This window comes from Burkholderia mycopellens (assembly GCF_964265025.1).
In the GTDB taxonomy this organism is placed as follows: domain Bacteria; phylum Pseudomonadota; class Gammaproteobacteria; order Burkholderiales; family Burkholderiaceae; genus Burkholderia.
In genome coordinates this window covers 850,824-872,445 of the sequence record NZ_OZ183804.1, presented here as the reverse complement: position 1 = coordinate 872,445, position 21,622 = coordinate 850,824, and the positions used below count along the sequence as shown (strand labels likewise).

At 66.8% G+C, this 21,622-nt stretch carries 16 protein-coding genes; 6 read left to right on the top strand and 10 right to left on the bottom strand.

The features are described 5' to 3' along the window. Nucleotides 1–6 precede the first annotated feature (6 nt). Together ACPTTC_RS37900 and ACPTTC_RS37895 are read left to right on the top strand one after the other, a co-directional pair. Nucleotides 7–861: a 3-hydroxybutyryl-CoA dehydrogenase gene (locus tag ACPTTC_RS37900; RefSeq protein WP_089429495.1), complete on the top strand. Its 855-nt coding sequence runs from the start codon at nucleotides 7–9 to the stop codon at nucleotides 859–861. 360 nt (nucleotides 862–1,221) lie between these two features. Continuing rightward, nucleotides 1,222–3,159: a collagenase gene (locus ACPTTC_RS37895; RefSeq protein ID WP_423396381.1), complete on the top strand. Its 1,938-nt coding sequence runs from the start codon at nucleotides 1,222–1,224 to the stop codon at nucleotides 3,157–3,159. Nucleotides 3,160–3,270: 111 nt separating this feature from the next. Here ACPTTC_RS37895 and ACPTTC_RS37890 read toward each other — a convergent pair whose 3' ends face one another. The 8 genes from ACPTTC_RS37890 to ACPTTC_RS37855 form a co-directional block, all read right to left on the bottom strand. After that, nucleotides 3,271–5,403 (bottom strand): class I SAM-dependent methyltransferase, encoded by a 2,133-nt coding sequence (locus ACPTTC_RS37890; protein ID WP_423396380.1) that lies wholly within the window; start codon nucleotides 5,401–5,403, stop codon nucleotides 3,271–3,273. Nucleotides 5,404–5,414: 11 nt separating this feature from the next. Then, complete coding sequence (locus ACPTTC_RS37885; RefSeq protein WP_423396379.1) at nucleotides 5,415–9,242, bottom strand: AMP-binding protein; 3,828 nt, start codon at nucleotides 9,240–9,242, stop codon at nucleotides 5,415–5,417. A gap of 88 nt (nucleotides 9,243–9,330) precedes the next feature. After that, complete coding sequence (locus ACPTTC_RS37880; protein ID WP_423396378.1) at nucleotides 9,331–10,227, bottom strand: MBL fold metallo-hydrolase; 897 nt, start codon at nucleotides 10,225–10,227, stop codon at nucleotides 9,331–9,333. A 5-nt stretch (nucleotides 10,228–10,232) separates the two neighbouring features. Beyond that, nucleotides 10,233–11,231, bottom strand: coding sequence for a ketoacyl-ACP synthase III (locus tag ACPTTC_RS37875; RefSeq protein ID WP_423396377.1), 999 nt, complete (start codon nucleotides 11,229–11,231; stop codon nucleotides 10,233–10,235). Further along, nucleotides 11,228–12,358: a 3-oxoacyl-ACP synthase III family protein gene (locus tag ACPTTC_RS37870; RefSeq protein WP_423396578.1), complete on the bottom strand. Its 1,131-nt coding sequence runs from the start codon at nucleotides 12,356–12,358 to the stop codon at nucleotides 11,228–11,230. Before ACPTTC_RS37870 ends, ACPTTC_RS37875 begins: the two co-directional genes overlap by 4 nt. Beyond that, nucleotides 12,337–13,224 carry a hypothetical protein gene (locus tag ACPTTC_RS37865; RefSeq protein ID WP_423396376.1) on the bottom strand — a complete coding sequence of 296 codons (888 nt, stop codon included), beginning with the start codon at nucleotides 13,222–13,224 and terminating at the stop codon, nucleotides 12,337–12,339. The genes ACPTTC_RS37870 and ACPTTC_RS37865 overlap by 22 nt, the downstream gene beginning before the upstream one ends. Further along, the gene (locus ACPTTC_RS37860; RefSeq protein WP_423396375.1) at nucleotides 13,221–14,876 is read right to left on the bottom strand and encodes an AMP-binding protein; all 1,656 of its coding nucleotides are present in this window, start codon (nucleotides 14,874–14,876) and stop codon (nucleotides 13,221–13,223) included. Before ACPTTC_RS37860 ends, ACPTTC_RS37865 begins: the two co-directional genes overlap by 4 nt. A gap of 670 nt (nucleotides 14,877–15,546) precedes the next feature. Beyond that, nucleotides 15,547–16,269, bottom strand: a complete 723-nt coding sequence (locus tag ACPTTC_RS37855; RefSeq protein ID WP_423396374.1) for a TetR family transcriptional regulator — start codon at nucleotides 16,267–16,269, stop codon at nucleotides 15,547–15,549. Between the two features lie 93 nt (nucleotides 16,270–16,362). Here ACPTTC_RS37855 and ACPTTC_RS37850 point away from each other — a divergent pair, with 93 nt between their 5' ends. Both ACPTTC_RS37850 and ACPTTC_RS37845 read left to right on the top strand, forming a co-directional pair. Beyond that, the gene (locus ACPTTC_RS37850) at nucleotides 16,363–17,193 is read left to right on the top strand and encodes an NmrA family transcriptional regulator (RefSeq protein ID WP_423396373.1); all 831 of its coding nucleotides are present in this window, start codon (nucleotides 16,363–16,365) and stop codon (nucleotides 17,191–17,193) included. Then, on the top strand, nucleotides 17,190–17,675 hold the full coding sequence (locus ACPTTC_RS37845; protein ID WP_423396372.1) for a DUF1772 domain-containing protein: 486 nt from the start codon (nucleotides 17,190–17,192) through the stop codon (nucleotides 17,673–17,675). Before ACPTTC_RS37850 ends, ACPTTC_RS37845 begins: the two co-directional genes overlap by 4 nt. 9 nt (nucleotides 17,676–17,684) lie before the next feature. Here the strand turns inward: ACPTTC_RS37845 and ACPTTC_RS37840 are convergent, their stop codons facing one another. Both ACPTTC_RS37840 and ACPTTC_RS37835 read right to left on the bottom strand, forming a co-directional pair. Beyond that, a complete protein-coding gene (locus tag ACPTTC_RS37840; RefSeq protein ID WP_423396371.1) occupies nucleotides 17,685–18,746 on the bottom strand; it encodes a hypothetical protein in 1,062 nt (353 codons plus the stop codon). A 102-nt stretch (nucleotides 18,747–18,848) separates the two neighbouring features. Continuing rightward, the gene (locus tag ACPTTC_RS37835; protein WP_423396370.1) at nucleotides 18,849–19,649 is read right to left on the bottom strand and encodes an AraC family transcriptional regulator; all 801 of its coding nucleotides are present in this window, start codon (nucleotides 19,647–19,649) and stop codon (nucleotides 18,849–18,851) included. Between the two features lie 90 nt (nucleotides 19,650–19,739). Here ACPTTC_RS37835 and ACPTTC_RS37830 point away from each other — a divergent pair, with 90 nt between their 5' ends. Further along, on the top strand, nucleotides 19,740–20,648 hold the full coding sequence (locus ACPTTC_RS37830; RefSeq protein WP_423396369.1) for a DMT family transporter: 909 nt from the start codon (nucleotides 19,740–19,742) through the stop codon (nucleotides 20,646–20,648). Then, a complete protein-coding gene (locus ACPTTC_RS37825) occupies nucleotides 20,645–21,622 on the top strand; it encodes an ATP-binding protein (RefSeq protein ID WP_423396368.1) in 978 nt (325 codons plus the stop codon). The genes ACPTTC_RS37830 and ACPTTC_RS37825 overlap by 4 nt, the downstream gene beginning before the upstream one ends.

Here is a 21,622-nt window from a genome sequence, read left to right as displayed (position 1 = left end):
AATTTCATGGCCATCGAAATTGTCGGCGTCGTGGGCGCCGGAACCATGGGCAACGGCATTGCGCAGACCGCCGCCGTTGCAGGACTCAATGTCGTGATGATCGACGTCAGCGACGCCGCGCTCGAGAAGGGCATCGCGACGCTGAAGGGCAGCCTCGAGCGGCTCGTGTCGAAGGACAAGCTCGACGCGGCCACGCGCGATGCGGCGCTGGCGCGCATCACGACGTCGACCGACTACGCGAAGCTTGCAGCGGCCGATATCGTGATCGAAGCCGCGACCGAGAACGTCGAGCTGAAGGGCCGCATCCTGAAGCAGATCGAGGCCGTCGCGCGGCCCGAAGCGATCATCGCGACCAACACGTCGTCGATCTCGATCACCGCGCTCGCGGCGCCGTTGGCCGACCCGGCGCGCTTCGTCGGCATGCACTTCTTCAACCCGGTGCCGCTGATGCCGCTCGTCGAGATCATCCGCGGGCTGCAGACGAGCGACGCGACCGCGTCGGCGGTGCGCGAGCTGACCGAGCGTTTCGACAAGTCGCCGATCGGCGTGCGCAATTCGCCGGGCTTCGTCGTGAACCGGATTCTCGTGCCGATGATCAACGAGGCGTTCTTCGTGCTGGCTGAAGGCATCGCGTCGGCCGAGGAGATCGACGCGGGGATGAAGCTCGGCGCGAACCACCCGATCGGGCCGCTCGCGCTGGCCGACCTCGTCGGCCTCGACGTGTGCCTCGCGGTGATGGACGTGTTCGTGAAGGACTTCGGCGATCCGAAGTATCGTGCATGCCCGCTGCTGCGCGAGATGGTGACGGCCGGAAGGCTCGGGCGCAAGACGGGGCGTGGGGTGTACGACTACAGCAAGTAAGCGGCGGGCTGGAAAGTCTTCAACGCGGGTGGCGAGTCGTGCCGGATGGTGTATTCATCCGGTGCGGTTCGCCACCCGCGTTTTTCATTCGATGGTGACGCCTGGCTTCAGTGCATGTTTGTCGCGAGGCTCGCCGAATACTGTCCGCCGGGCAGTGACGCATGCGCGTTGTCGCTCGACCGGATGTAGGCGGGCCGTGCCGGACGGTTGAATTGTTTCGTAAATCGATTTTAGTCGCTGAATAATAAAACTAATTAACACTGCATTCTTTCATGTCGATTAAATTGACGTTTCAATCTGTAATGTTATATCTTGGTTGCTCAAAAACAATCGAGAGAAAATAAAGTGGCAATAAACGACGTGCTTCAAAAAAGCCGCCGCTGGTCGGCCATCGTCGCGTGGTCGGTATTCGCCGGACTGGCCGGCACCGCGTCGGCCAATACCGAGCCGGGGCAGCCGACGCAACCGACGCAACCCAAGCAGGCGCGCATGCCTCGCGTGCCGCAGAATCTGCCCGTGTCGCCCGAGCAGGCGCAGTACAACCTGCCGCTCAGCGAGCAGGATCGTGCCGCGTTGACCAGGCCTTCGCCGCTCAAGCAGCCGGCCGCGCGCAGCAAGCGCAGCACGTCGGGCGCCGATTGCCGCGACATGTCGGTGATGGCCCAGTATCGCGGCGCGGCACTCGCCGATTACATCGCGAATCTTCCCGATTACGAATGCCATTACGGCCTGTTCTCGGTCGATAAAACCCAGGCCACACAGATCTTCAATGCCGAAAACGTGCACGCTGTTGCGGGTCGTTTCGTACAGGAAATCTATAAATACGACGCGAGCAATTTGATCCTGGTCAATTTGCTGATTTATCTGCGCGCCGCTTATTACCAATATGATGTATCGGGCATTGCGAACCCGATTCCGAATCTCGCGGCGTCGCTGCGCCCGTATATCAAGCAAAGCCTGGAGGGCGATGCGCTCTATCGCGACAATTCGCGTGCGCCGAGCACCGCGAACGAGCTGATGAAGCTCATCACGAACATGCGGGACGAAGCGTACTACCTGCCGACGCTGAAGAACCGCATCGCGTCCTACACCGTGAGCGCGGCGAATCCGCAGGCGGCGGCGCCGCTGCTGCAGCGCAGTGCGGCGGGCGGCTTCACCGGCTTGCTCACGGTGTTCTTCTACGCGCACCAGCGCAGCGGCGCGCAGCCGATGCTCGACAGCGACGCGACGCTCCCGGAGACGCTCAACCGCTTCGTCACCGCGAACCGCGCGAGCCTGTCGAACACGAGCGCCGCCTATCAGCTGGCCGACGCGGCGCGCGAAACGTTTCGCTTCCTCCGCTATCCGACGCAGAAGCCGCGCGTGAAGAAAATGATCCAGGACATGCTCGCGTCCACGAGCATGACGGGCGCGGACAGCGATCTCTGGCTCGCGGCGGCGGAAGCGGCCGACTACGGCGATCCGGGCAACTGCGCGGACTACGGCACCTGCGACTACAAGAAGCGGCTGGCCGACACGGTGCTCTCGAATCGCTACGCGTGCAACGCGGGCGTGCGCATTCTCGCGCAGGACATGACGATGCCGCAGTTGCGGTCGGTCTGCACGGCGGTCGCGCAGCAGGACGACTACTTCCACCGGATGATGAGGACCGGGCGCAAGCCGGTCGCGGGCGATCGCAACGACACGATTGAACTCGTCATTTTCGATGACTACGCGAACTATCGAAAATACGCGTCGGTGATCTACGGCATCAGCACCGACAACGGTGGCATGTATCTCGAGGGCGATCCGTCGGCACCCGGCAACCAGGCGCGCTTCATCGCGCACGAGGCATCCTGGCTGCGGCCCGAGTTCAAGGTGTGGAACCTCGAGCACGAGTTCACGCACTATCTCGACGGCCGCTACGACATGGCGGGCGACTTCTCGGTGAGCACCGCGAAGCCGACCGTATGGTGGATCGAAGGCGTCGCCGAGTATCTGTCGAGAAAGAACGACAACCAGGAATCGATCGACGCGGTGCGCACGAGCGCGTACCGGTTCTCGGACGTGCTCGGCACGCGTTACTCGTCGAGTGACTACGTCACGCGCGCGTACCGGTGGGGCTACATGGCGACGCGCTTCATGTTCGAGCGCCATCGCGCGGATGTCGACACGATCGTGGCGCGCTTCCGGGTGGGCGATTACGACGGCTACGCAAACTATGTCGCGTACATCGGCAATCGCTACGACACCGAGTTCGCGGACTGGGCGCGCAACGCGACGACGGCGGGCGAGCCGCCGGTGCCGGCGAAGCGCTGACCGGAACGGGCCGGCGCCGCGTGACCGGGCGCCGGCCACCGTGGCGCCCGACGCATCAAAGCAGGAAGCTGGAAGCGGCCTTCGAACGAAAATTCGAGCGCCGCCACCGCGCTAGCGATCCGTGCCGGTATCGGCAACATAGTTTGCGATACTGAAGAACCGATAATCGCTCAGCAGATCCGGCCCCGGGAACCCCTCCGGATGAATCCGCCCATAAATCGGGCTGTCGGGGCGCAGGCCGGCCAGGGTCAACGCGAGTGTGAATTCGTTGAACGGCGCCATGAACTGACGCGACACGAAATGCATGCCCCAGTTGAACACCGACGGAAGCTGCTCGGTGCGCAACCACGTGTCCGGCCCGCCCGGCGCACGCGCGCAAAGATTTTCCGCCCACGGACTGTGCCCTTCCACGATGAGAAAGCCATGCTTCGCGTGGCGCTTCCAGCGGGTCAGGAAATCGATGAGATCCGCAGCCGCCACGTAACCGGGAACGAGGCCTTCCGCATCGCTATACGCCACCTTGAACGCACGCTTGATCTGGTCGAGCGAGATCGGCAGATCGGCCTGATCCGATACCGTCAGCGCGCCTGCATAGTGCTGATCGACAACCGCGCGCAGGCGTGCTCGATCGACGGTGCGCAGATGGCGCTCGAGGATCGCCTCGGCGGCGTCCTTGCGACGGATGCTCAACCGTCGGTTGTGGACCAGGAACATGAAGGTATGCAACAAGTCGCTCAGTTGCGCTGGGCGCACGCTGCCGTCCGGCTGCGTGACGGTCAGGCCGCTTTCGGCCACGGCTTCGTCGTAGCGGTCGGGCCGGGAAATGTCGGCGGCGATCACGCGTACCTGCACGCCGGAGATGTCTCGCAGCGCAGACAGCGTGGCGGCTGCGCGGCCGCGCGCGGATTCGTTGTAGTCCGCGCCGATCACGAGCAGCGGATAGGCGTCGAGGTGCCGGCCGCGCCGCGTCGACGCAATGACGTACTGCGCCAGGCGCTTCAGCGCGCTGCCGTCGCCGCAGCCCATGTCGGCGATGCCGGATGGCTGGCGATCCAGCGGCGTCTCGTCGAACAACTTGCGCAGGATTTTCGTCGTGATTTCCTGTGACGCCGGCCCGGACCCGGCGCCGCTCGACGCATACACGTTCATCACGCGATCGATGTGGCCGTCGCTATCGATATCGAGCGGATCGGGGTTGCCGAACAGCAGTTCGTCGAGCAGCGCATACGAACGCAGATAGGACGCGGGCAACCCCGCGTAAGGGGCGGCAATCGGACGGTGAATCCGGCCCGACTCGGTGAGGCGCACCTTTTCCCGATCGATTTCCGCCATGCCGAACTTGCACATCAGCGCCCAGGCCGCGTGCAGCACGACAGGATCAGCCTGCGTCCAGGCGCCGACCGGGACGCCGTCGGGCTCGCTGTCGAGCTTGCCGAGGATGCCGGGCGCCGATTGCGAGTACTGGCCGTCCGGCTGCCTGTCGAACACCGGCATATCGAGTGCGACCCAGGTCGGGCCGAGCAACAGGCCGTCCATCGCCGTGCGCAGTTGCCCGTTCACCTGACGCTCCAGATCGGAGGCCGGGCGCGGCAGCTCCGGCCAACCCGCTACGCAGATCCGCGCGAGCTGGGCATACAGCATGCTGTCGCCGGCCGCCGCGCGCGTTCGATGACACAGGGCGTGCAGATGCTGGAGCACCGACGTGGCATTCGCCAGTTGCTCGAACAGCGGCCGGGTGCGCTCGACGCATGCCACGACATATTCGCCGGCCGGCGTGAGCGCATATTCGGCGTCTTCGTCGCCGCGATCGAGGGTCAGCCAGCCGGCCAGGCTCAACAGGTTGAAGGCGCCCCACAGAATCCCCAGGTTACGGGTCGGGTCGGGCTGGCGGGACGTCGCGAACGCGCGCATCGCGCGGGGCGCTCCGGCCTTCAGGCCGCGGAACGCGCCGGCAAACACCAGGCGCGCCAGCGTCGGCACCAGCACGATGCCGTTCGCCCAGTTGCAACTGCGCGTATAGGCCATCACGCGCTGAGCGTCGTGCCGGCCGATGCGCAGCGTGGCTGCATCTGTGTGTTGCTCGAGCTTGACCGGCAGTTCCATGTCGAGCACCTCGACGCCGATCGTGGTGCCGGCCGACAGGCCGAGCAAGGTACGGGTTTCGTCGGGATAGGCGCCGAGATAGTGTTCGAGCTGCCGGGCCAGTGCGGTGGAGGAATCACCAAGGTCGAATCGGGCGTGCATGTTGGACGGTCTCACAGGGTCGAAGGTTGGGCTGCAATGCGTGACGATGCATCCGGATCGGCGTGCGCCACGGCAACCGCCGGCGCGGCGCCGTGAGTTCGTGGCGCGAGATGGGCGGCCAGCGCGCGAATGGACGGGTAGTCCCAGACCGCGGACGGATCGACGGTGACGCGGAACGCCTCGCTGAGTACGAGCGTCATTTCGACGGCGAGGATCGAGTCGAAGCCGATCTCGGCGAACGTCGACTCGCGCGTCAATCGAAGCGTGCGGTGCTTGAGGCGCTCGCCCAGCCACGCGATGAGCCATTGTTCGACGGCGTGCACCTGCTGGCGATCGAGCAGGCTTGCCGGCTCGTTCACGATCGGGGCGGCGGCCGAACTGGCGTCTTCGCCGGCGGGCGCATCGGGCGCATCGGGCGCGCGGGAGACCGAATGCGCGCCGGTATCGGCGTCCAGCAACGGATCGATGCGTTGGCTTGCGCCCGGGATCGTTTGCTCGATCGAGCCGATCTCGAACCCGGTGCGCGCGGCCCAGTCGTTCAGTTCCGCCGTCGTGGGCAACGCGGATCGCAGGCCGACCTGCCGTTGCGCCGCCTCGATCGCGAGTTCGTACTGGCGCTGCGCCCAGCGCAGCGTGCCGTCGCCGATGCGCTGCTGCGCCGCCGCGCGTTCGATCACCGCCAGCAGCAATCCCCATTGCGCGATCGTGCCGAGCCAATAATTGACCCAGACGGCGGCGTGCGCGGCGCCGTCGAGTTTCGCCGCATTGGCGAGCCCGTCCTGCGCCAGCTGCGCGCCCAGCTCGCGCAGTTCCCTGGCCAGCGCACCGGCGCTCAGCGCACTCTCCAGATAGCGCAGCAGATCGTCGCTCCCGTTGAGCAGACGACTGCCCAGGTGAACCAGCAGCGTTTCGGTCGGCCCCTCGAAGATGCGGGTCAGGCGCGCGTCCCGGAAGATCTGCGGCGCCAGGTTGGTCTCGATATAACCCCGGCCACCCAGGAACTGCATCATCTCGTCAGCGGATTGCGACAGCAGCTCGGAGCCGAGAATCTTCGCAATCAGGAGGCAATCTTCAGGCGGCGCGATGCCGAGATCCAGTTCGGTGGACAGGTGCTCGACCAGCGCGTCGAGCCCGTCGATGCGGTCCCGCAGCTCGCCCAGGCGCAGGCGGCTCAGCGGGTTGTCCAGCAGGAGGCCGGTGCCGACCTGGCGCCGCGCGCCGTAGCGATGCATCAGCTGCGCACAGCGTTTCATTCCGCCCACGCTGACGGCAGCGATGCCAAGGCGCGCAACGTTCATCGCGTGCTGCGCCACGTGCATCCCCTGGCCGATGTCGCCGAGCCGGTATGCGTCGCTGATTCGCGCGCGATCCAGATGCAGCGAATTCTGGATCATGCCGCGCACGCCCATCGTCAGTTCCTCGGCGCCGATCCGCACGCCCGGCGTGCCGGGGCGCACCGCCAGGCCGACCATGCCGGCGCCGTCGGCCTGCTTCGCGAACACGTTGATGATCCCCGCCCAGGCGGATGAGCCGCTCCAGCACTTGTTCCCCGTGACCAGCCAGTCGCCGGACGCGATGCGCTGCGCGCGGGAGGCAATGGCGCGCACATGCGAGCCCGCGGCCGGCTCCGTGATCGCGAACGCGGCGAGCATCCGGCCGCTCGCGAGGCTCGGCAGCAGTTCCTCGCGCAAGGGCGGCTGCGCATGGTGCATGATCGGCAGGATCCCGAGCGTGTTGTTCAGGGCGACGAAGAAAGCCAGGGTCGAATCGATCGTGGCCAACTGCGCCATCACGCGCGACATGTCGCGCAGGCCGAGGCCGAGGCCGCCGTGCGAACGGTCGATCGGCATGCCGAGCAGGCCCCGATTCCCGAAATCGAGCACGATGTGCGGCGGAATGGTGCGACGCTCGTCGATGGTTCGCGAATCGATCCGCGTGCGGGCATAGTGCCTGAGCCAGTCGTTCAGTTCGTCGACGGTGGCGCTGTCGTCGCGCCGGCGATCGTTGGCCGCCGGCTTGTCGGCAACCGCTGCCGGGCGCGCGGGTTGCCGGCGGTCGGTCGCGGGCGGTTGTACGCCGCCCTCGACGTCCCACTGCGCGAGGATCGTCAGCGCGCCGTCGTGCAGTTGCGTGCGGCACGTGCTGCGGCGCACCTTGCCGCTCGACGTTTTCGGCACGCTGCCGGGCGACACCAGTACGATCGCGCTCGGGCCGATGTCGAGGCGATTCCAGATCGCCTGGCGAATCGCGTCGATGAGGCTGTCGAGATTGCCCTTGCGCTGCGTGCGCTCGACTTCCGCGACGACGATCAGACGTTCCGCGTCGACCTGGTCGTCCATGAAGGCCGCGCAGCCGTTCGGCACGAGTTCCGGCACGCCGACGATCAGCGCGTACTCGATGTCTTCCGAGTAGTAGTTGCGGCCGGCCAGGATCACCATGTCCTTGAGCCGGCCGGTGACGTAAAGTTCGTCATCCAGAATGAAGCCGAGATCGCCGGTGCGCATGAACACCTGGTCCCGCTGGCCCGCCAGACGGTGCTGGAAGGTCGAATGCGTCTGCTCGTCCAGATGCCAGTAGCCGGCGGCGACGCTCGGGCCGGCCACGCAGATTTCGCCGATGGTCCGATCGGCGCAACGCTCGTTCGTCTCGAGGTCGCGCACGATCACGTGTTGTTCGCCGTCGGTGCGGCCCACGCTGACCAGGACCCGTTCGCCCGGACGATCCAGCGGCTGCCGCGACACGCCCAGGAATGTGTCGCGCAGCACCACGGATTGCCGCTGGAGGGCAGCCTGGTCGACGCATAGCGTCCGGATCGGATACTGCTTCATGCGACCGGCGACGTACAGCGTGCCCTCCGCCAGCCCGTAGCACGGTCGAAAACTTCCGGCGTCGAAGCCCGCGGCGGCAAAGCGCTGCGCAAAATCCGACAGGGTGCTCGCGCGCACGGATTCCGCACCGTTATACGCGGTACGAACACACGACAGGTCGAGCGTCGCCAACTGTTCGTCGGAGATCCGCCGGCAGGCCATCCGGTAAGCAAAATCCGGCGCGCCCGTCAGGTCCGCACGGTACTGGCTGATCGCGCGCAACCACAGGTACGGATGCTGGATGAAGCGTTCCGGGGCCATCAGCACGCTCCGGAAGCCGCCGTAGAGCGACGTCAGTATCACGCCGATCAGGCCCATGTCGTGGTAGGGCGGCAGCCAGCTGACGATCGTGCTCTGCTCGTCATAGGCGAACCATTCGCGCATCAGCCCCAGGTTATGCATCAGGTTGCCGTGCGACACCATCACGCCCTTGGGGCTGCCGGTGGTGCCCGACGTGTATTGCAGGAAGGCGATCTGGGACGGCTGCACGCGGGCGGGCGAATGTACGGGATCCAGCGCCTGCGCGGCCCCGACGTCGAGCAGCGTGCTGCCGGATACGTCGGTATCGGCGAGCCAGGTCGCGCAGCGCGCGTGGTCCTCGGCCGAACACAGGATCGTGTCCGCGCCTGCGTTCTCGACGATGCCGGCAATCCGCACCATGTGCTGCCTGTTGCGCGGCGGGTAGGCGGGAACGGCGATGGCGCCCGCGTACAGGCACCCCATGAAGGCGCTGACATAGTCGAGCCCCGGCCGGCACAGCAGCAGGACCCGGTCGCCGATGTCGATCGCGTTCTGCCGCAGCAGCGCGGCCACCCGGCGCGCACGTGCGTCGAGTTCCGCGAAGGTCATCGATTCGGTCTGCTCCTGTTCGGGCGGGCCGCTCAGGAACACATAGGCGGTCTTGTCGCCGAGTGTGGCGGCCCGGTTCTGAAGCAATTCGCTAAGCGTGGTCGGCAAAATCGCAGTGGTCATGTTGTCGTCGGAAGAGGAATGAAAACAGCGAGCAGCGGCCTGACGCCGGGCGGCGCTCACGCGTTGCCGCGGCGGGAATCCGAGGAGGCTATTCGGCGCGATGGATCAGATCGATCATGTGCATCATGCTTTTGAGATGCAGGAAATGCGGCACCACCCGTTCGCTCCTGGCCGCATAACGTGCCGTCCAGTGGTGGGCCAGCGCGTGCGTGGCGGCGGCGTTGCCGCGAACCGCGCGTGCGTCGGCCTCACGCGCATCGAGGCATGCGCGCGCGTGCCGAACGGCCGATCGGGCGAGCTCGCCGGTGAGGATGCCGTGGTGTCCCAACGCGAGCCGCGGCGGCTGCAGTTGCTCGATGACCTGCAGCGAGTGCCGATAGGCAAACAGGTCCTGGAAGACCAGCGGCAGCCAGCTGGTGGCGCCGTGATACTCGCCGAGCGCATCCGACACGAAACCGATGTCCAGCTGCGGACAGTAGTAGCCGAACTGGCAACGGCTGTGGCCCGGCAGCGCGATCGTGCGAATCTGCATCCCGGCGCCGATGTCGAGCTGTGTGCCCGGATTGACCGGGTAGAACGGCAGGTCGGACAACTCGGTGAAATCGGCGTCGGCGGCGGGCTGCCACGACATCGACGCGTGCGTGTCGAGCTGACGAATGGTTCGGCAGGCCGACGGGCTCTGGAACGCATCGAACGCGTCGGGAGAACCGGATACATGGAGCCACGGCATGCGCGACTTGAGCGTCATCAGCAGGCTGCAATGGTCGTAATGCGAGTGGGTGATCAGCCAGTAGCGCAAATGCCGGATGCCGCCGAAGTCGCGCAGCAGCGCGTGAAGCTGCTGCCACACGAGTTCGGTCATGCCGCTCAGGCCGCCCTCGATCAGCGTCGCGGCCTCGTCGTTGACGATCACGTACAGCGGCACGTCAGCCGTGCCGATAAGGGCCAGCCGCGGCTCGATCCATCCCGTGGAAGCGTTCAGCATGCCGTTCAGCTCCGATAGAGCGCACAGGCCCACGTCGCGCCCGCGCCGTAGGTCACGAAGAGGTTGAGCTGCCCGACCGGCATGCGGCCTTGCTCGCGCGCGAGGGCGAGCGCGACCGGAAACGCCGCACTGGCCATGTTGCCCAGCTGCTCGACGGAAATCATGCACCGCTCGCGGGGCAGCCCGAGTTGCCCGATGACCGCGTCGAGGATGCGCAGGTTCGGCTGGTGCGGCACGACCAGGCCGATATCCGACAGCGTCAGCCGGTGCTTGTCGAGCATCTGCCGGCACGCGTCGACGATGCGCCGCGTGGCGTCTTCGAACATCGGCGCGCCTTTCATCCGGAAATGGTGCCGGCCGGCCGCGATGTCGTCTGCGTCGATGAAACGCGGGCGCCGCGCGCCGGGCGCTTCGGTGCTGAGCAGGTCGAACTGGGTGCCGTCGGCGCCGAGCGTCAGGTCGATCAGCCCGTGCGCCGGGTGGTCCGTCGCTTGCAGCAGCAGCGCGGCGGCGCCGTCGCTCAGCAGGATCGACAGATTGCGGCCCGCATTGCTGGTGTCGATTCGCCGCGACAGGGCCTCGGCGCAGATCAGCAGCACGTTGCGATACAGGCCGCTCGCGAGGAAATGGCGCGCGATCTCGATCCCGTAGAGCCCGCCGCTGCATTGCGCGCGGATATCGAAGCACGGAATCTCCCGCAATCCGAGCCGAGGCTGGATGTAGCACGCCTGCGACGGATCGTGATGATCCGGCGACAGCGTATTGACGATCAGCAGATCGACGTCGTGCGCCGTGACGCCGGCGTCGGCCATCGCCCGTTCCGCGGCCGGGCACGCGAGATCCGCCAGATGCTGGTCGGGGGCGAGATAGCGACGCGCCACGACGCCGGTTCGTTCGCGAATGAACGCGTCGCTGGTGTCGATCATGCCGGCGACTTCGTCGTTGCCGACGATCCGCTCCGGCAGCGCGTGGCCCATTCCGGCGATGACGAGTCTGGCGGTCATGTTTGCATCTCCTGCTCCGTCACGGCGGCGACGGCATCGCCCGCATCGGTCACGACGGTTTCGCCCCAGCGCCACAATTGCGCGCCGAAGCCCCAGCCTGCGCCGGCGCCGGCGATCACGACCAACGATCCCGGCCGGATCACGCCTTCCCGGATCGACTCGTACAGCGCATACGGCACGGCGGCCGACACGAGGCACGCGCAATCGGCCACGCGAATCACGTATTGGTCGGGCTTGAGCCCGAGCCGCTGTGCCCATGCGCGCACGAGCAGCGCCGACGGCTGATGGAACACCATCGCATCGACATCCGCGATGTCCGTACCGCTGCGGTGCAACAGCCGCTCGACGATATCGGGAATGGCCACGGGCATGAAGCGGGCGATCGCCTCCTGCGCTTCGGGCTTGAGCGTGAAATACACGCCGAACGGGTTGTCGGCGCCGGCTGCCGCGTCGTCGTCTGTCGCAGCCCGGGCGTGACGCCACTGCATCGTCACGAGGTCGTAGTGCGTTGCATCGCTGCGATACGCGGCATCCAGCCAATCGGCGCCGCCGGGATCGGCCGGCTCGGCGACGAGCACGGCCGCGGCCGCGCCATCGCCGAAGTTCGTCGACGATTTACTGGTGTAGTCGACCACGGCCGACATGCGCTCCGTCGAACACACCAGCGCACGCTTCACCCGTCCCTGCTTGATGAGGTTGGCGGCGATCTGCAGTTGCAGCACGAAGCTCGCGCATTCCATCTCGACGTCGGCGTCGAGCGCGCGCGTGGCGCCGAGCCGGTCGCGCAGCACACGCGCAAGCCGTGGTGCGAAGCGGCGCCGGCCGTCGGGCAGCGAGACGAACGGCGATGTCATGTTGAACAGCACCAGATCGAGTTCGGCGGCCTCCACGCCGGCACGGGCGAGCGCGTCGCGGGCCGTGCGCTCGGCCAGCGCCAGCTCGGATTCGCCGGCATCGGGATCGATCATGTAGCGCGACTCGATGCCCCAGAATTGCCACCATTCCGACGGAATGGGCTCGACGCCCGCGAACACGGGATCGTCGTTGGGTACCTGGCGTGCCGGCAGGCGGCAGGCGAGACTTGCGATTCGGACGTTGTGCACTGTCAGACCTCCATCATGCTGCAGGCGATGCGCGGCCGGAACGGATCCAGCGTCATCGCGACCACCGTACGTTCGTCGTCACGCAACGACATCGAATGTGCGACGCGGGACGAAAGCCACGCGGGCAACTGGAACGGGTTCGGGATGTCCGCCGAACCGGCGACGACATCGACGTGGAAATCGCGACCCGCGCCGATGGCGATCGATGGCCATCCGCTCAGCCACGATTCGCAAAACAGCGGGGTGGCGCGCCGGCCGATGCGGCTCTGCATGGCGTCGGCCAGCGCGCGCACCGCGGTGGCCGCATTGGCCGGTTCGGCGTCGAACCGGCCGGTTGCGGGATCGAACCGGCTCTCGAAGCGGGCCAGCGACAGGGCGCCGTTCACGCGCCGGGCGGGAAGGGCGTCGAGCGTCGCGAACGGCGGCGCGTCGAGGTCCGCGTAGCAGCTGGCATGGTCGCGGTCCTGGCCGGCAGGCGTCAGCACGATCGCTCCCGCGCCGTCGGCGAAACCGCTCGTGGCCACCTGTTCGACGTCCGCGAGCGCCTCCGCGCGAACGACGAGCGCGCGTCGATAGCCGAGCTGTTTGCAATGGCTGTGCGCGAGATCGAGTGCGAGCGTCCAGTCCGCGTCGAGCAGATCGAACACGGCCGCATGTCGCGCACGCAGGTCGCGCTGCACCGGATGCGCCAGCCGCGGCCCGGCGATCGCCGGCGCGTCCGCCATCCGGCTGGGAGAAATCGACAGGCTGACGATAAGGTCCAGTTCCGACGGCAGGCAACCGGCTTGCCGCAGTGCCTGCCTGGCTGCCTTGATCGCGTAATCGTTGGCGCAGGATTGCGCGGTGGTCGCCGGGTCCGGAATGGCCACCGAGGCTCCGAGAATTTTCATAGGGCGTGTTCGTTCTGGACTGTTTGATTCTGGGGGCGCGTCGCGCCATGACCCGCCTGCCGGAGTACGGCGCGGCGCAATTTGCCCGATTCGTTACGCGGCAAACCGCCGGCGTGATAGGTCACGCGATGCGGGCATTTGTACGGTGCGATCACGTTCTTGACGTGCTGCTGCAGTTGCGTCGTCAACGCCTCCGAGCCGCCGACGCCCGGTCGCAGCACCACATGCGCGCAGATGAGCGTGCCGCCCCATTCGTCGATCTGCCCGACGACGCCGCACTCGGCGATATCGGGATGGCGCAGCAGCACCTGCTCCACTTCGCCGGGAGACACCGTGTAGCCGGAGCTGATGATCATGTCGTCCGCGCGTGCCTGGTAGAACAGATAGCCGTCGTCGTCGAGGTAGGCGCTGTCGCCCGTCAGGTTCCAGCCGTGCTTGACGTAGTCGCGTTGCCGCGCGTCATTCAGGTAGCGGCACCCGGTCGGTCCCTGCACGGCCAGATAGCCGATTTCGTAGGGCGGCAGGCGTTGGCCGTGCTCGTCCACCACGGCCAGGCGGTAACCGGGCACCGCCTGGCCGATTGCGCCGTCCTTCGTGCCGGCGTCGCCGGTGGACGCGAAGATATGCAGCATCTCGGTCGACCCGATTCCGTCGATCAGGTGCAGGCCGGTGCGCGTGTGCCATGCGGCGCGCGTCCACGACGGGAGCGCCTCGCCCGCCGACACGCATTTGCGCAGGGACGATACGTCGTGCCCGTCGAGATGGTCGAGCATGGCCCGATAGGCCGCCGGCGCCGTAAACAGGATGCTGACCCGATGCCGGCCGACAGCGGCCAGCAGCCGTTCCGGGCTCGCTTTCTGCAACAGCACGACGCTCGCGCCGACACTGATCGGAAACAGCAGCAGCGCGCCGAGGCCGAACGTAAACGCGAGCGGCGGCGACCCGCAGAAGACGTCATCGGCGCCGGGCTTGAGCACATGCTGCGGAAAGCAGTGGCAGGCCGCCATCACGTCGCGATGAAAATGGACGGTGGCCTTCGGTTCCCCGGTCGTCCCCGACGTGAACGCGATGAGGCAAGGATCGTCCGCGCGCGTGCCGGCGGCCGCGAATGTTGCCGAATAGCCGCCGAGCCAGCCCGCGTGCGGATGCGTGTCGTTTGTCTCGTAGCGCCGGACGTCGCCGCGCCACTGCATGCGCGCCATCGCCGCGTCGAGCTCGGCGGACAGCCCGGCTTCGCAGATGACGTGCGTGACCCGGGCTCGCCCGATGATGGTCGACAGTTCTCCCGCGCGCAGCTTCGGCATCGTCGCGACGGCCACGCCGCCGGCCTTGACCACGCCGAACCACGCGGCGGCCAGCATCGGGTGATTGGTGCCGTGCAACAGCACCCGGTTGCCGGCTACCAGGCCCGCATCGTCGGCCAGCATGTTGGCGATCCGGTTGCTGGCATCGCGCAGTTCGCGATATGTCCATGTGATGCCCGACTCGGTCCTGATCGCAACGCGATCGCCCCAGCCCCGTTCCTCGACGGCGGTATCCAGCAGCGCGGCGGCGCAATTGAGAAACGGCGGAAACTGCAGCCCCGGCAACTCAAAGACAAACGTCGGCCAATCTTCGGCAGGGGGCAGGTTCGCGCGGCAAAAGTCGTCCATCGTCAGCGCTCGCAAGAGTGTGAGTTTGAAGTCCGCGATAGCGGTGCGGCGCGGGGCGGGCCATGGGGTCGGGCCTGTCCCGCGCAACCTGAATCGCGATGGCAAGGAGACGTGGTCGGGGCGACAGGCACAGGTCGCCGGGCGACGCACGGAGAACCCGGTCAATCACATGATGACTTGCCGGTTTTTGTGGATTTATTGCGTCTCATTTGATTTTATAAATAAGCAACAATAGGATTATTTAATTCAGATTTATTGTTTCCTGAAATTAATCGACCGATCGGGTTGGTTTAAAAAGGTGCCGCAATCTTAACGGAACAAAAATTGGAAAGTAAATGGTCGGGCGGGTCGGAAATTTGAATTATTTGTTGAAATCGATTCCATTAATCATCGGCATTTCATTGAATTGGCCGATTTTGGTTAACCATCTTGTGATTTGTTGACTTCGGTGAAATCGGGTTTTCGGCGCGCTGAATAAAGCATCGGGACGTTCACCAAGGCGAAACGAGCATCGCGTCACGAAATGAATGGCCCCGCGCGACAGGCGAAAGATCCGGGCTCTCGGGAGCAGCGGGCCTTGAGTGGAGATCTGGATGGAAAATCGGGGATTCGGGCGCCGGAGTCTCGGATTGCGCCCAAGTGAATTTGTGTAATTGTATTAACGAATATTTTAATTCTGGTGTGAAATCCGAATGTCCCGGTTCGAGGGGGCAAGCGCATCCTGGTTATCAAGCACCGATAAATCTTTCGGCAATGTCCGCTTGAACATCGCAAGGATCTGCCGCGCCGCCTTCGGCGGCAGCGTGATCGCATGGCGCACGGCCGCCGCGATCTGGATCATCATCAACTCGGCGAAGGCGCTGCGTTGCGAGCGGGTCGTGCCGGGCGCCACGTCGGCCAGCGCATCCGCGAACAACCCCGCCAGAAACGCCCCGTCCGCCCGGTCGAGCGCCTGCAGCGCGCGGTCGGCCTGCGTGGCCCGCCAGATGTCGCGCATCAGCGGCTCGTCGACGAACATCCGGTAGTAACTGTCGGTGATGCGGGCGAGCGTGGCGTGCAGATCGTCGAGCGTCTTCATCTTGGCGAGGTCGCGCCGCACGCAGACATGCCCGGCTTCGTTGTAGCGCTCCGCGAGCGTGCCGATCACGGCCGCCTTGTCCGGAAAGTACTGGTACAGCGAACCGAACGAGATGCCGGTGCGTTCGACGATGTCGCTCATCCGGAACGCGTCGCAGCCTTTCTCGATCATCACCTCCGACGCGCACGCGAGGATGCGCTCGAATCGCTCGCGGCTGCGCTGCTGCGTCGGCACCAGCCGCGCGCGCGCCGGCGTAGTCGCCGGGTCAGCCGCTGCTTCGGGCGCGTCGTTCTGCCCTGATTTTTGTCGGCCCATGCCGCCTCCGGAAAACTTGACGTTGCTAATGCGAGAGTCTATCGTGTTTTTGAAACGCGAGATATTCTCGTATTTCAATCAAAGGAGACGGTCATGTCGGCACTTCCCACCCTCATCGTCGGCGGTTCGGGCAAGACGGGCATCCGCGTCGATGCACGGCTGCGCGCGCGCGGCATCGCAACCCGGCCCGTATCGCGCACGTCGGCTGCCTGCTTCGACTGGACGGCGCCCGCGACGTGGCCCGCCGCGCTCGAAGGCGTATCGGCCGCGTACGTGACGTACCAGCCCGACCTGGCCGTCGAAGGCGCGGTGGATGCGATCACCGCATTCGCACGGCTCGCGCGGGAAAGCGGCGTCGAGCGCGTGGTGCTGCTGTCCGGGCGCGGCGAGCCCGGCGCGCAGGCCGCCGAGGCCGCGCTGCAGGCGTCGGGTGTGGAGTGGGGCGTGGTGCGCGCGAGCTGGTTCAACCAGAACTTCTCCGAGGGCTACCTGATCGACGGCGTGCTGGCCGGTGAAGTCGCGCTGCCGGCTGGCGCGGTGCGTGAGCCGTTCGCCGATGCGGACGACATCGCGGACGTCGCCGTGGCCGCGCTCACCGATGCGCGCTTCGCGAACCGCGTGATCGAGGTCACGGGCCCGCGCGCGCTGACGTTTGCCGAGGCGGTCGCCGAAATCGCGCGTGCCGCTGGCCGGCCGATCGTCTATCGCGAGATCCCGGCCGAAGCGTTCGTTGCCGGACTGCGCGAGGTTGGCGTGCCCGAGCCGGTCGTCGCGCTGCTCGACGATCTGTTCAGCGTGGTGCTCGACGGGCGCAACAGCGCGGTGACGCACGGCATCGAAGAAACGCTCGGGCGGCCGGCACGCGATTTCGCCGACTATGCGCGCGCGACGGCCGCGACCGGCGTGTGGGGCGCACGATCATGATCGCGTTCGCGACCGCCGCATTGCTGTGGGGCTCGGCCATCGGCTGCGGGTTGATGGCCGGCGTGTATTTCGCGTTCTCGACTTTCGTGATGACGTCGCTCGGACGGATCGCGCCGCAGGCCGGCGTGGCCGCGATGAACGCGATCAACGTCGACATCGTGCGTTCGCCGTTCATGCCGCTGTTTCTCGTCACGACGCTGATGGCACTCGCGCTGGTCGTGATCGCGCTGTTCGATCGCGAGCAGCCGGGCGCGACGGCGGCGGTCGCGGGCGGCATGCTGTACGTATTCGGCATGTTCGCGGTGACGATGGCGGTCAACGTGCCGCTCAACGATGCGCTCGCCGCGGCCGATTCGTCGACGCCACAAGGCGCGGCGCTGTGGGCGCGCTACGTGCACGACTGGACGAGGTGGAATCACGTGCGCATGGTGGCGTCGGCGGCCGCGTGCGTGCTTTTCATCGTGGGGATTGCGGCGCGGTGACGGCGCGCGTCAGGCGGTGGGTGAGGCCTGCCCGGGCAACCGGTATTCGGCGATCGTGCCGGCGTCGAATGCGATCAGCGAGCCGCGTACCGGATCGTGCCGCCGTGCGACGAAGCCCGGAAGCGTGCCGAGCGGCGCACCCGAGGCGATGCGCCAGATCGTCGTGCCGGCGGGCGTCGCGACATACAGCGATGCGCCATCGCTGAACAGGCCGCCGATCCGGTCGGGTTCGGTCGCCATCGGGATGCGCCGGTCGTTCGATTGAAGGGCTTCGGTCACATCCAGGATGCGCACGCCGGCGTCTTGCCCGGTTTCGGCGAATTCGTCCTCGTCCCAGTCCGCGAGCCCCCAGTACGCGATATGCCGGCTGTCGATCCAGCAGGCCGGCGTGTCCCAGTCGTCGCGCCGGGTCAGGCTGACCACCGATGCGCCGTCTTCGCTTTCGAAGGGATTGGCGTCGAGCCAGGCGGCGACCGACCATGCGCGCGGGATCGAAACGGGATGCCAGACCCATCCGTCATCGAACAGCCGGCTGCTGTCGGGGCTCGGCACGAGGCGGCCGTGGAAGTAGTCGAGGTAATGCACGGGCCGGTCGTTGTTCGTATACGGCGCGATGTCGCGCGCGGTCAGCGATGCGCCGGTGGCCGGGTTGGCCGCATCGAGCCGGTTCCAGGCGGTGCGGTGCACGAAGATCGTGCGATCGCGATGACGGAGGAAGCATGCGCTGAACGGGACGGTATGCGGATAGTAGTCGCCGCCGTCGAGCTGCATCGTCGGTGAGCCGGTGGCGACGTCGACGACGAGACCGCGCCGCCCGTAGTCGGTCACGATCGCCGCGTACCGGCCGTCAGGCGAAGCGTGCAGGCGATAGGCGGGCGTACCGAATGCGGTGTGACCCGTCGGTGGCGGGAGTGGCGGCAACGGCACCGAACACAGCGGCGTGCGGCGCCCCGTATCGAGATCGATGCCGTGCAGCGAACCGTCCATCGTCAACACGAGCAGATGGCCGTAGCCGGCCTGAACGGCGAAGGTATCGACGATCGGCGCGTGTTCCCACGTGAGCATATTCACGGGATGGGATTCGTGCGTCGATGCAGACAAACGGTGCGGGCTGGTCGGATGCATGGTCGCGATTCTATCGTCCACGATGCACGTGCCGCGCACGCGCACGCCCTACGCATAAAACGCCGACGGCGACACACCGAAATGCCGCTTGAACATCGCGGAGAACGCGCTCTGGCTGCTGTAGCCGTGATCCATCGCGACGGTCAGCACCTTCTCGCCGTGCGCGAGGCGCTTGAGCGCGAGCAGCAGCCGCGCCTGTTCGCGCCAGCGGCGGAAGCTGAGCCCCGTCTCGCGCCGGAACGCGCGATGGAGCGTGCGGACCGACAACCCGAGCAGGTCGGCCCATTCGGCGATCGTGCGCAGGTCGTCGGGCGCGGCGACGAGCGCGTCGCAGATCGTGCGCAGGCGCGGGTCGTGCGGCCACGGCAGGTACAGCGGCAGCAGCGGCGCGACCGTCACCTCGGCGAGCAGCAGGTGCATCAGGTGATCGTGGCGCGAGCCCGGCGCATAGTCGAGCGGGATGTCGACCGCGGCGAGGATCAGCTCGCGCAGCAGCGGATGCACTTCCACGACGCAGCTTCGCGCGGACAGGTGCTCGACCGCGCCCGGCTCGACGAAGACGGTGCGCATCTGCACGTCGCCGCTCATCTGCACCGTGTGGTCGAGACCGGCTTCGAGCCACACGCCGCGCGTCGGCGGCACGACCCACGACGCGCCTTCGGACTGCACGTGCATCACGCCCTCGATCGCATAGAGCAGCTGCGCGCGGCGATGCCGGTGCGGCGCGATCGACGTGCCGTGCGCGTACGTCGCCGCCATCGCCGATACGGGCATCGGCGTCGATTCGAAGCGCAGGTGAGCACCGGGCGGGGTGGACTCGAGTGTCCGATTGGCGACAAGTCGTGACATTTTGGCGTGAGACAGGCAGTTGGACGAGCGGGCACGATGGCGTTCCCCTCCACGCCACACCCCTGTCAGGATATTAATCCGTCAAATGCGATGAACAAGTCTCCTTTTCTGTTTCCTTTCTGCGCGATCGCGCTGTGGGCCGGCAACGTGGTCGTGTCGAAGCTGTCGGCGTCGACGATCGACCCGTCGGCGATCACCTTCTACCGGCTGCTGCTCGCCGTCGCGCTGATGAGCGTGTTCACGCTGCGCCCCGCGTGGCGCAACCGCGCGGCGCTCGTCGCGAACCTGCCGAAGCTCGCGGTGCTCGGCTTTCTCGCGATGGCGCTGTTCCAGAGCCTGTCCTACGAGGCCGCGAAAACGACCAGCGCCACCAACATGGCGATCATCACGGCGCTCGTGCCGCTGATGACGATGGCGCTCAGCTCGCTGCTGCTCGGCGATCCGCCGGGTGCCGGCATGGTCGGCGGCGGGGTGCTGTCGCTCGCGGGCGTCATCTACCTGATTGCAGAAGGGCATCCGACGACGATCGCCGCGCGCGGCGTGCAGGCGGGCGACCTGCTGATGCTGGCCGCGTCGGCCGCGTATGCGCTCTACGGCGTATTGCTCAAGCGCTGGCGCATCGGCGTGCTGCCGGCGTGGCAGTCGACCTACGTGCAGGCGCTCGCCGCGCTCGTGTTCATGGTGCCGATGCTGCTGCGGCTGCCCGCGCAGGCGGCGTGGCCCACGCGTGCGAGTGTGCCGCTGATCCTGTATGCCGGCGTGCTGGCGTCGGTGGTGCTGCCGTATCTGTGGATGCAGGGCGTGCGGCTGCTCGGCCCGAGCCGCTGCGCGATGTTCATGAACCTGCTGCCGGTGATGACGGCCGGCGGCGCAATCGTGCTGCTTGGCGAATCGCTGCGGCTTTATCACCTGGTCGGCGGCGGCGTCGCGCTGTTCGGCGTGGCGATCGCGCAGCGGTTCCCGTTTCAGGCGGGCGCGTCGCGGGGCGTCCGGCAATGAGCGGCGAGCGCGACATGCAGGACCTGATCGCCGCGCTGCCGGACGGGCGCGCACCCATTGCCGTGGCGTCGCTCGCGCGCCAGCTCGAACGGATCGCGGCCGCGCTCGAAGCGATGGCGCCCACCGGGCGGCCGGCGGCCGTCGATTTCGATACGGCCGTCGCGTTCCGCTGGCGCGGCTTCGGCGGCGGGCATCGGGCGGCGCCGCTCGAGCCGATCCCGTCGCCCGCGCTCGTCGCGTTCGACGCGCTGCGCAATGTCGGCCGGCAGGCGGCGATCGTCGAACGGAACACGCGGCAGTTCGTGCGCGGGTTCGCGGCCAATCACGTGTTGCTGACCGGCGCGCGCGGCACCGGCAAGTCGTCGATCGTGAAGGCGTGCCTGCACGCGTTCGCGGCGCACGGGTTGCGGCTGATCGAGGTCAGCAAGGAAGGGCTGAACGACCTGCCGGCGATCGTCGAGCTGGTGCGTGCGCGGCCCGAGCGCTACATCGTGTTTTGCGACGACCTGTCGTTCGAGGCGGGCGAGACCGGCTACAAGGGGCTGAAGACCGTGCTCGACGGATCGGTCGCGAGCGACCTGTCGAACGTGCTGGTGTACGCGACGTCCAATCGCCGCCACCTGATGCCCGAGCAGGCGAGCGACAACGCGAACGTGTCCCGCGCGGAGAATGGCGAGTTGCATCCCGGCGATGCGGTCGAGGAGCGGATCTCGCTGTCGGAGCGCTTCGGGATCTGGGTGACGTTCTACGGCTTCACGCAGGACGAATACCTGGCCGTCGTCGAGAGCCGTCTCGGCGCGGCAGGTTTCGATGCCGCGCGGATCCGCGCGGCGCGCGAGCCCGCGCTGCAGTGGGCGCTCGAACGCGGCGCGCGCTCGGGCCGCATCGCCGTGCAGTTTGCGCGTGATTATGCGGGGAGGCTTGGCGAAGAAGACGACGCGGATGCATACGAGACCGCGCGGCGGACGGGCTGA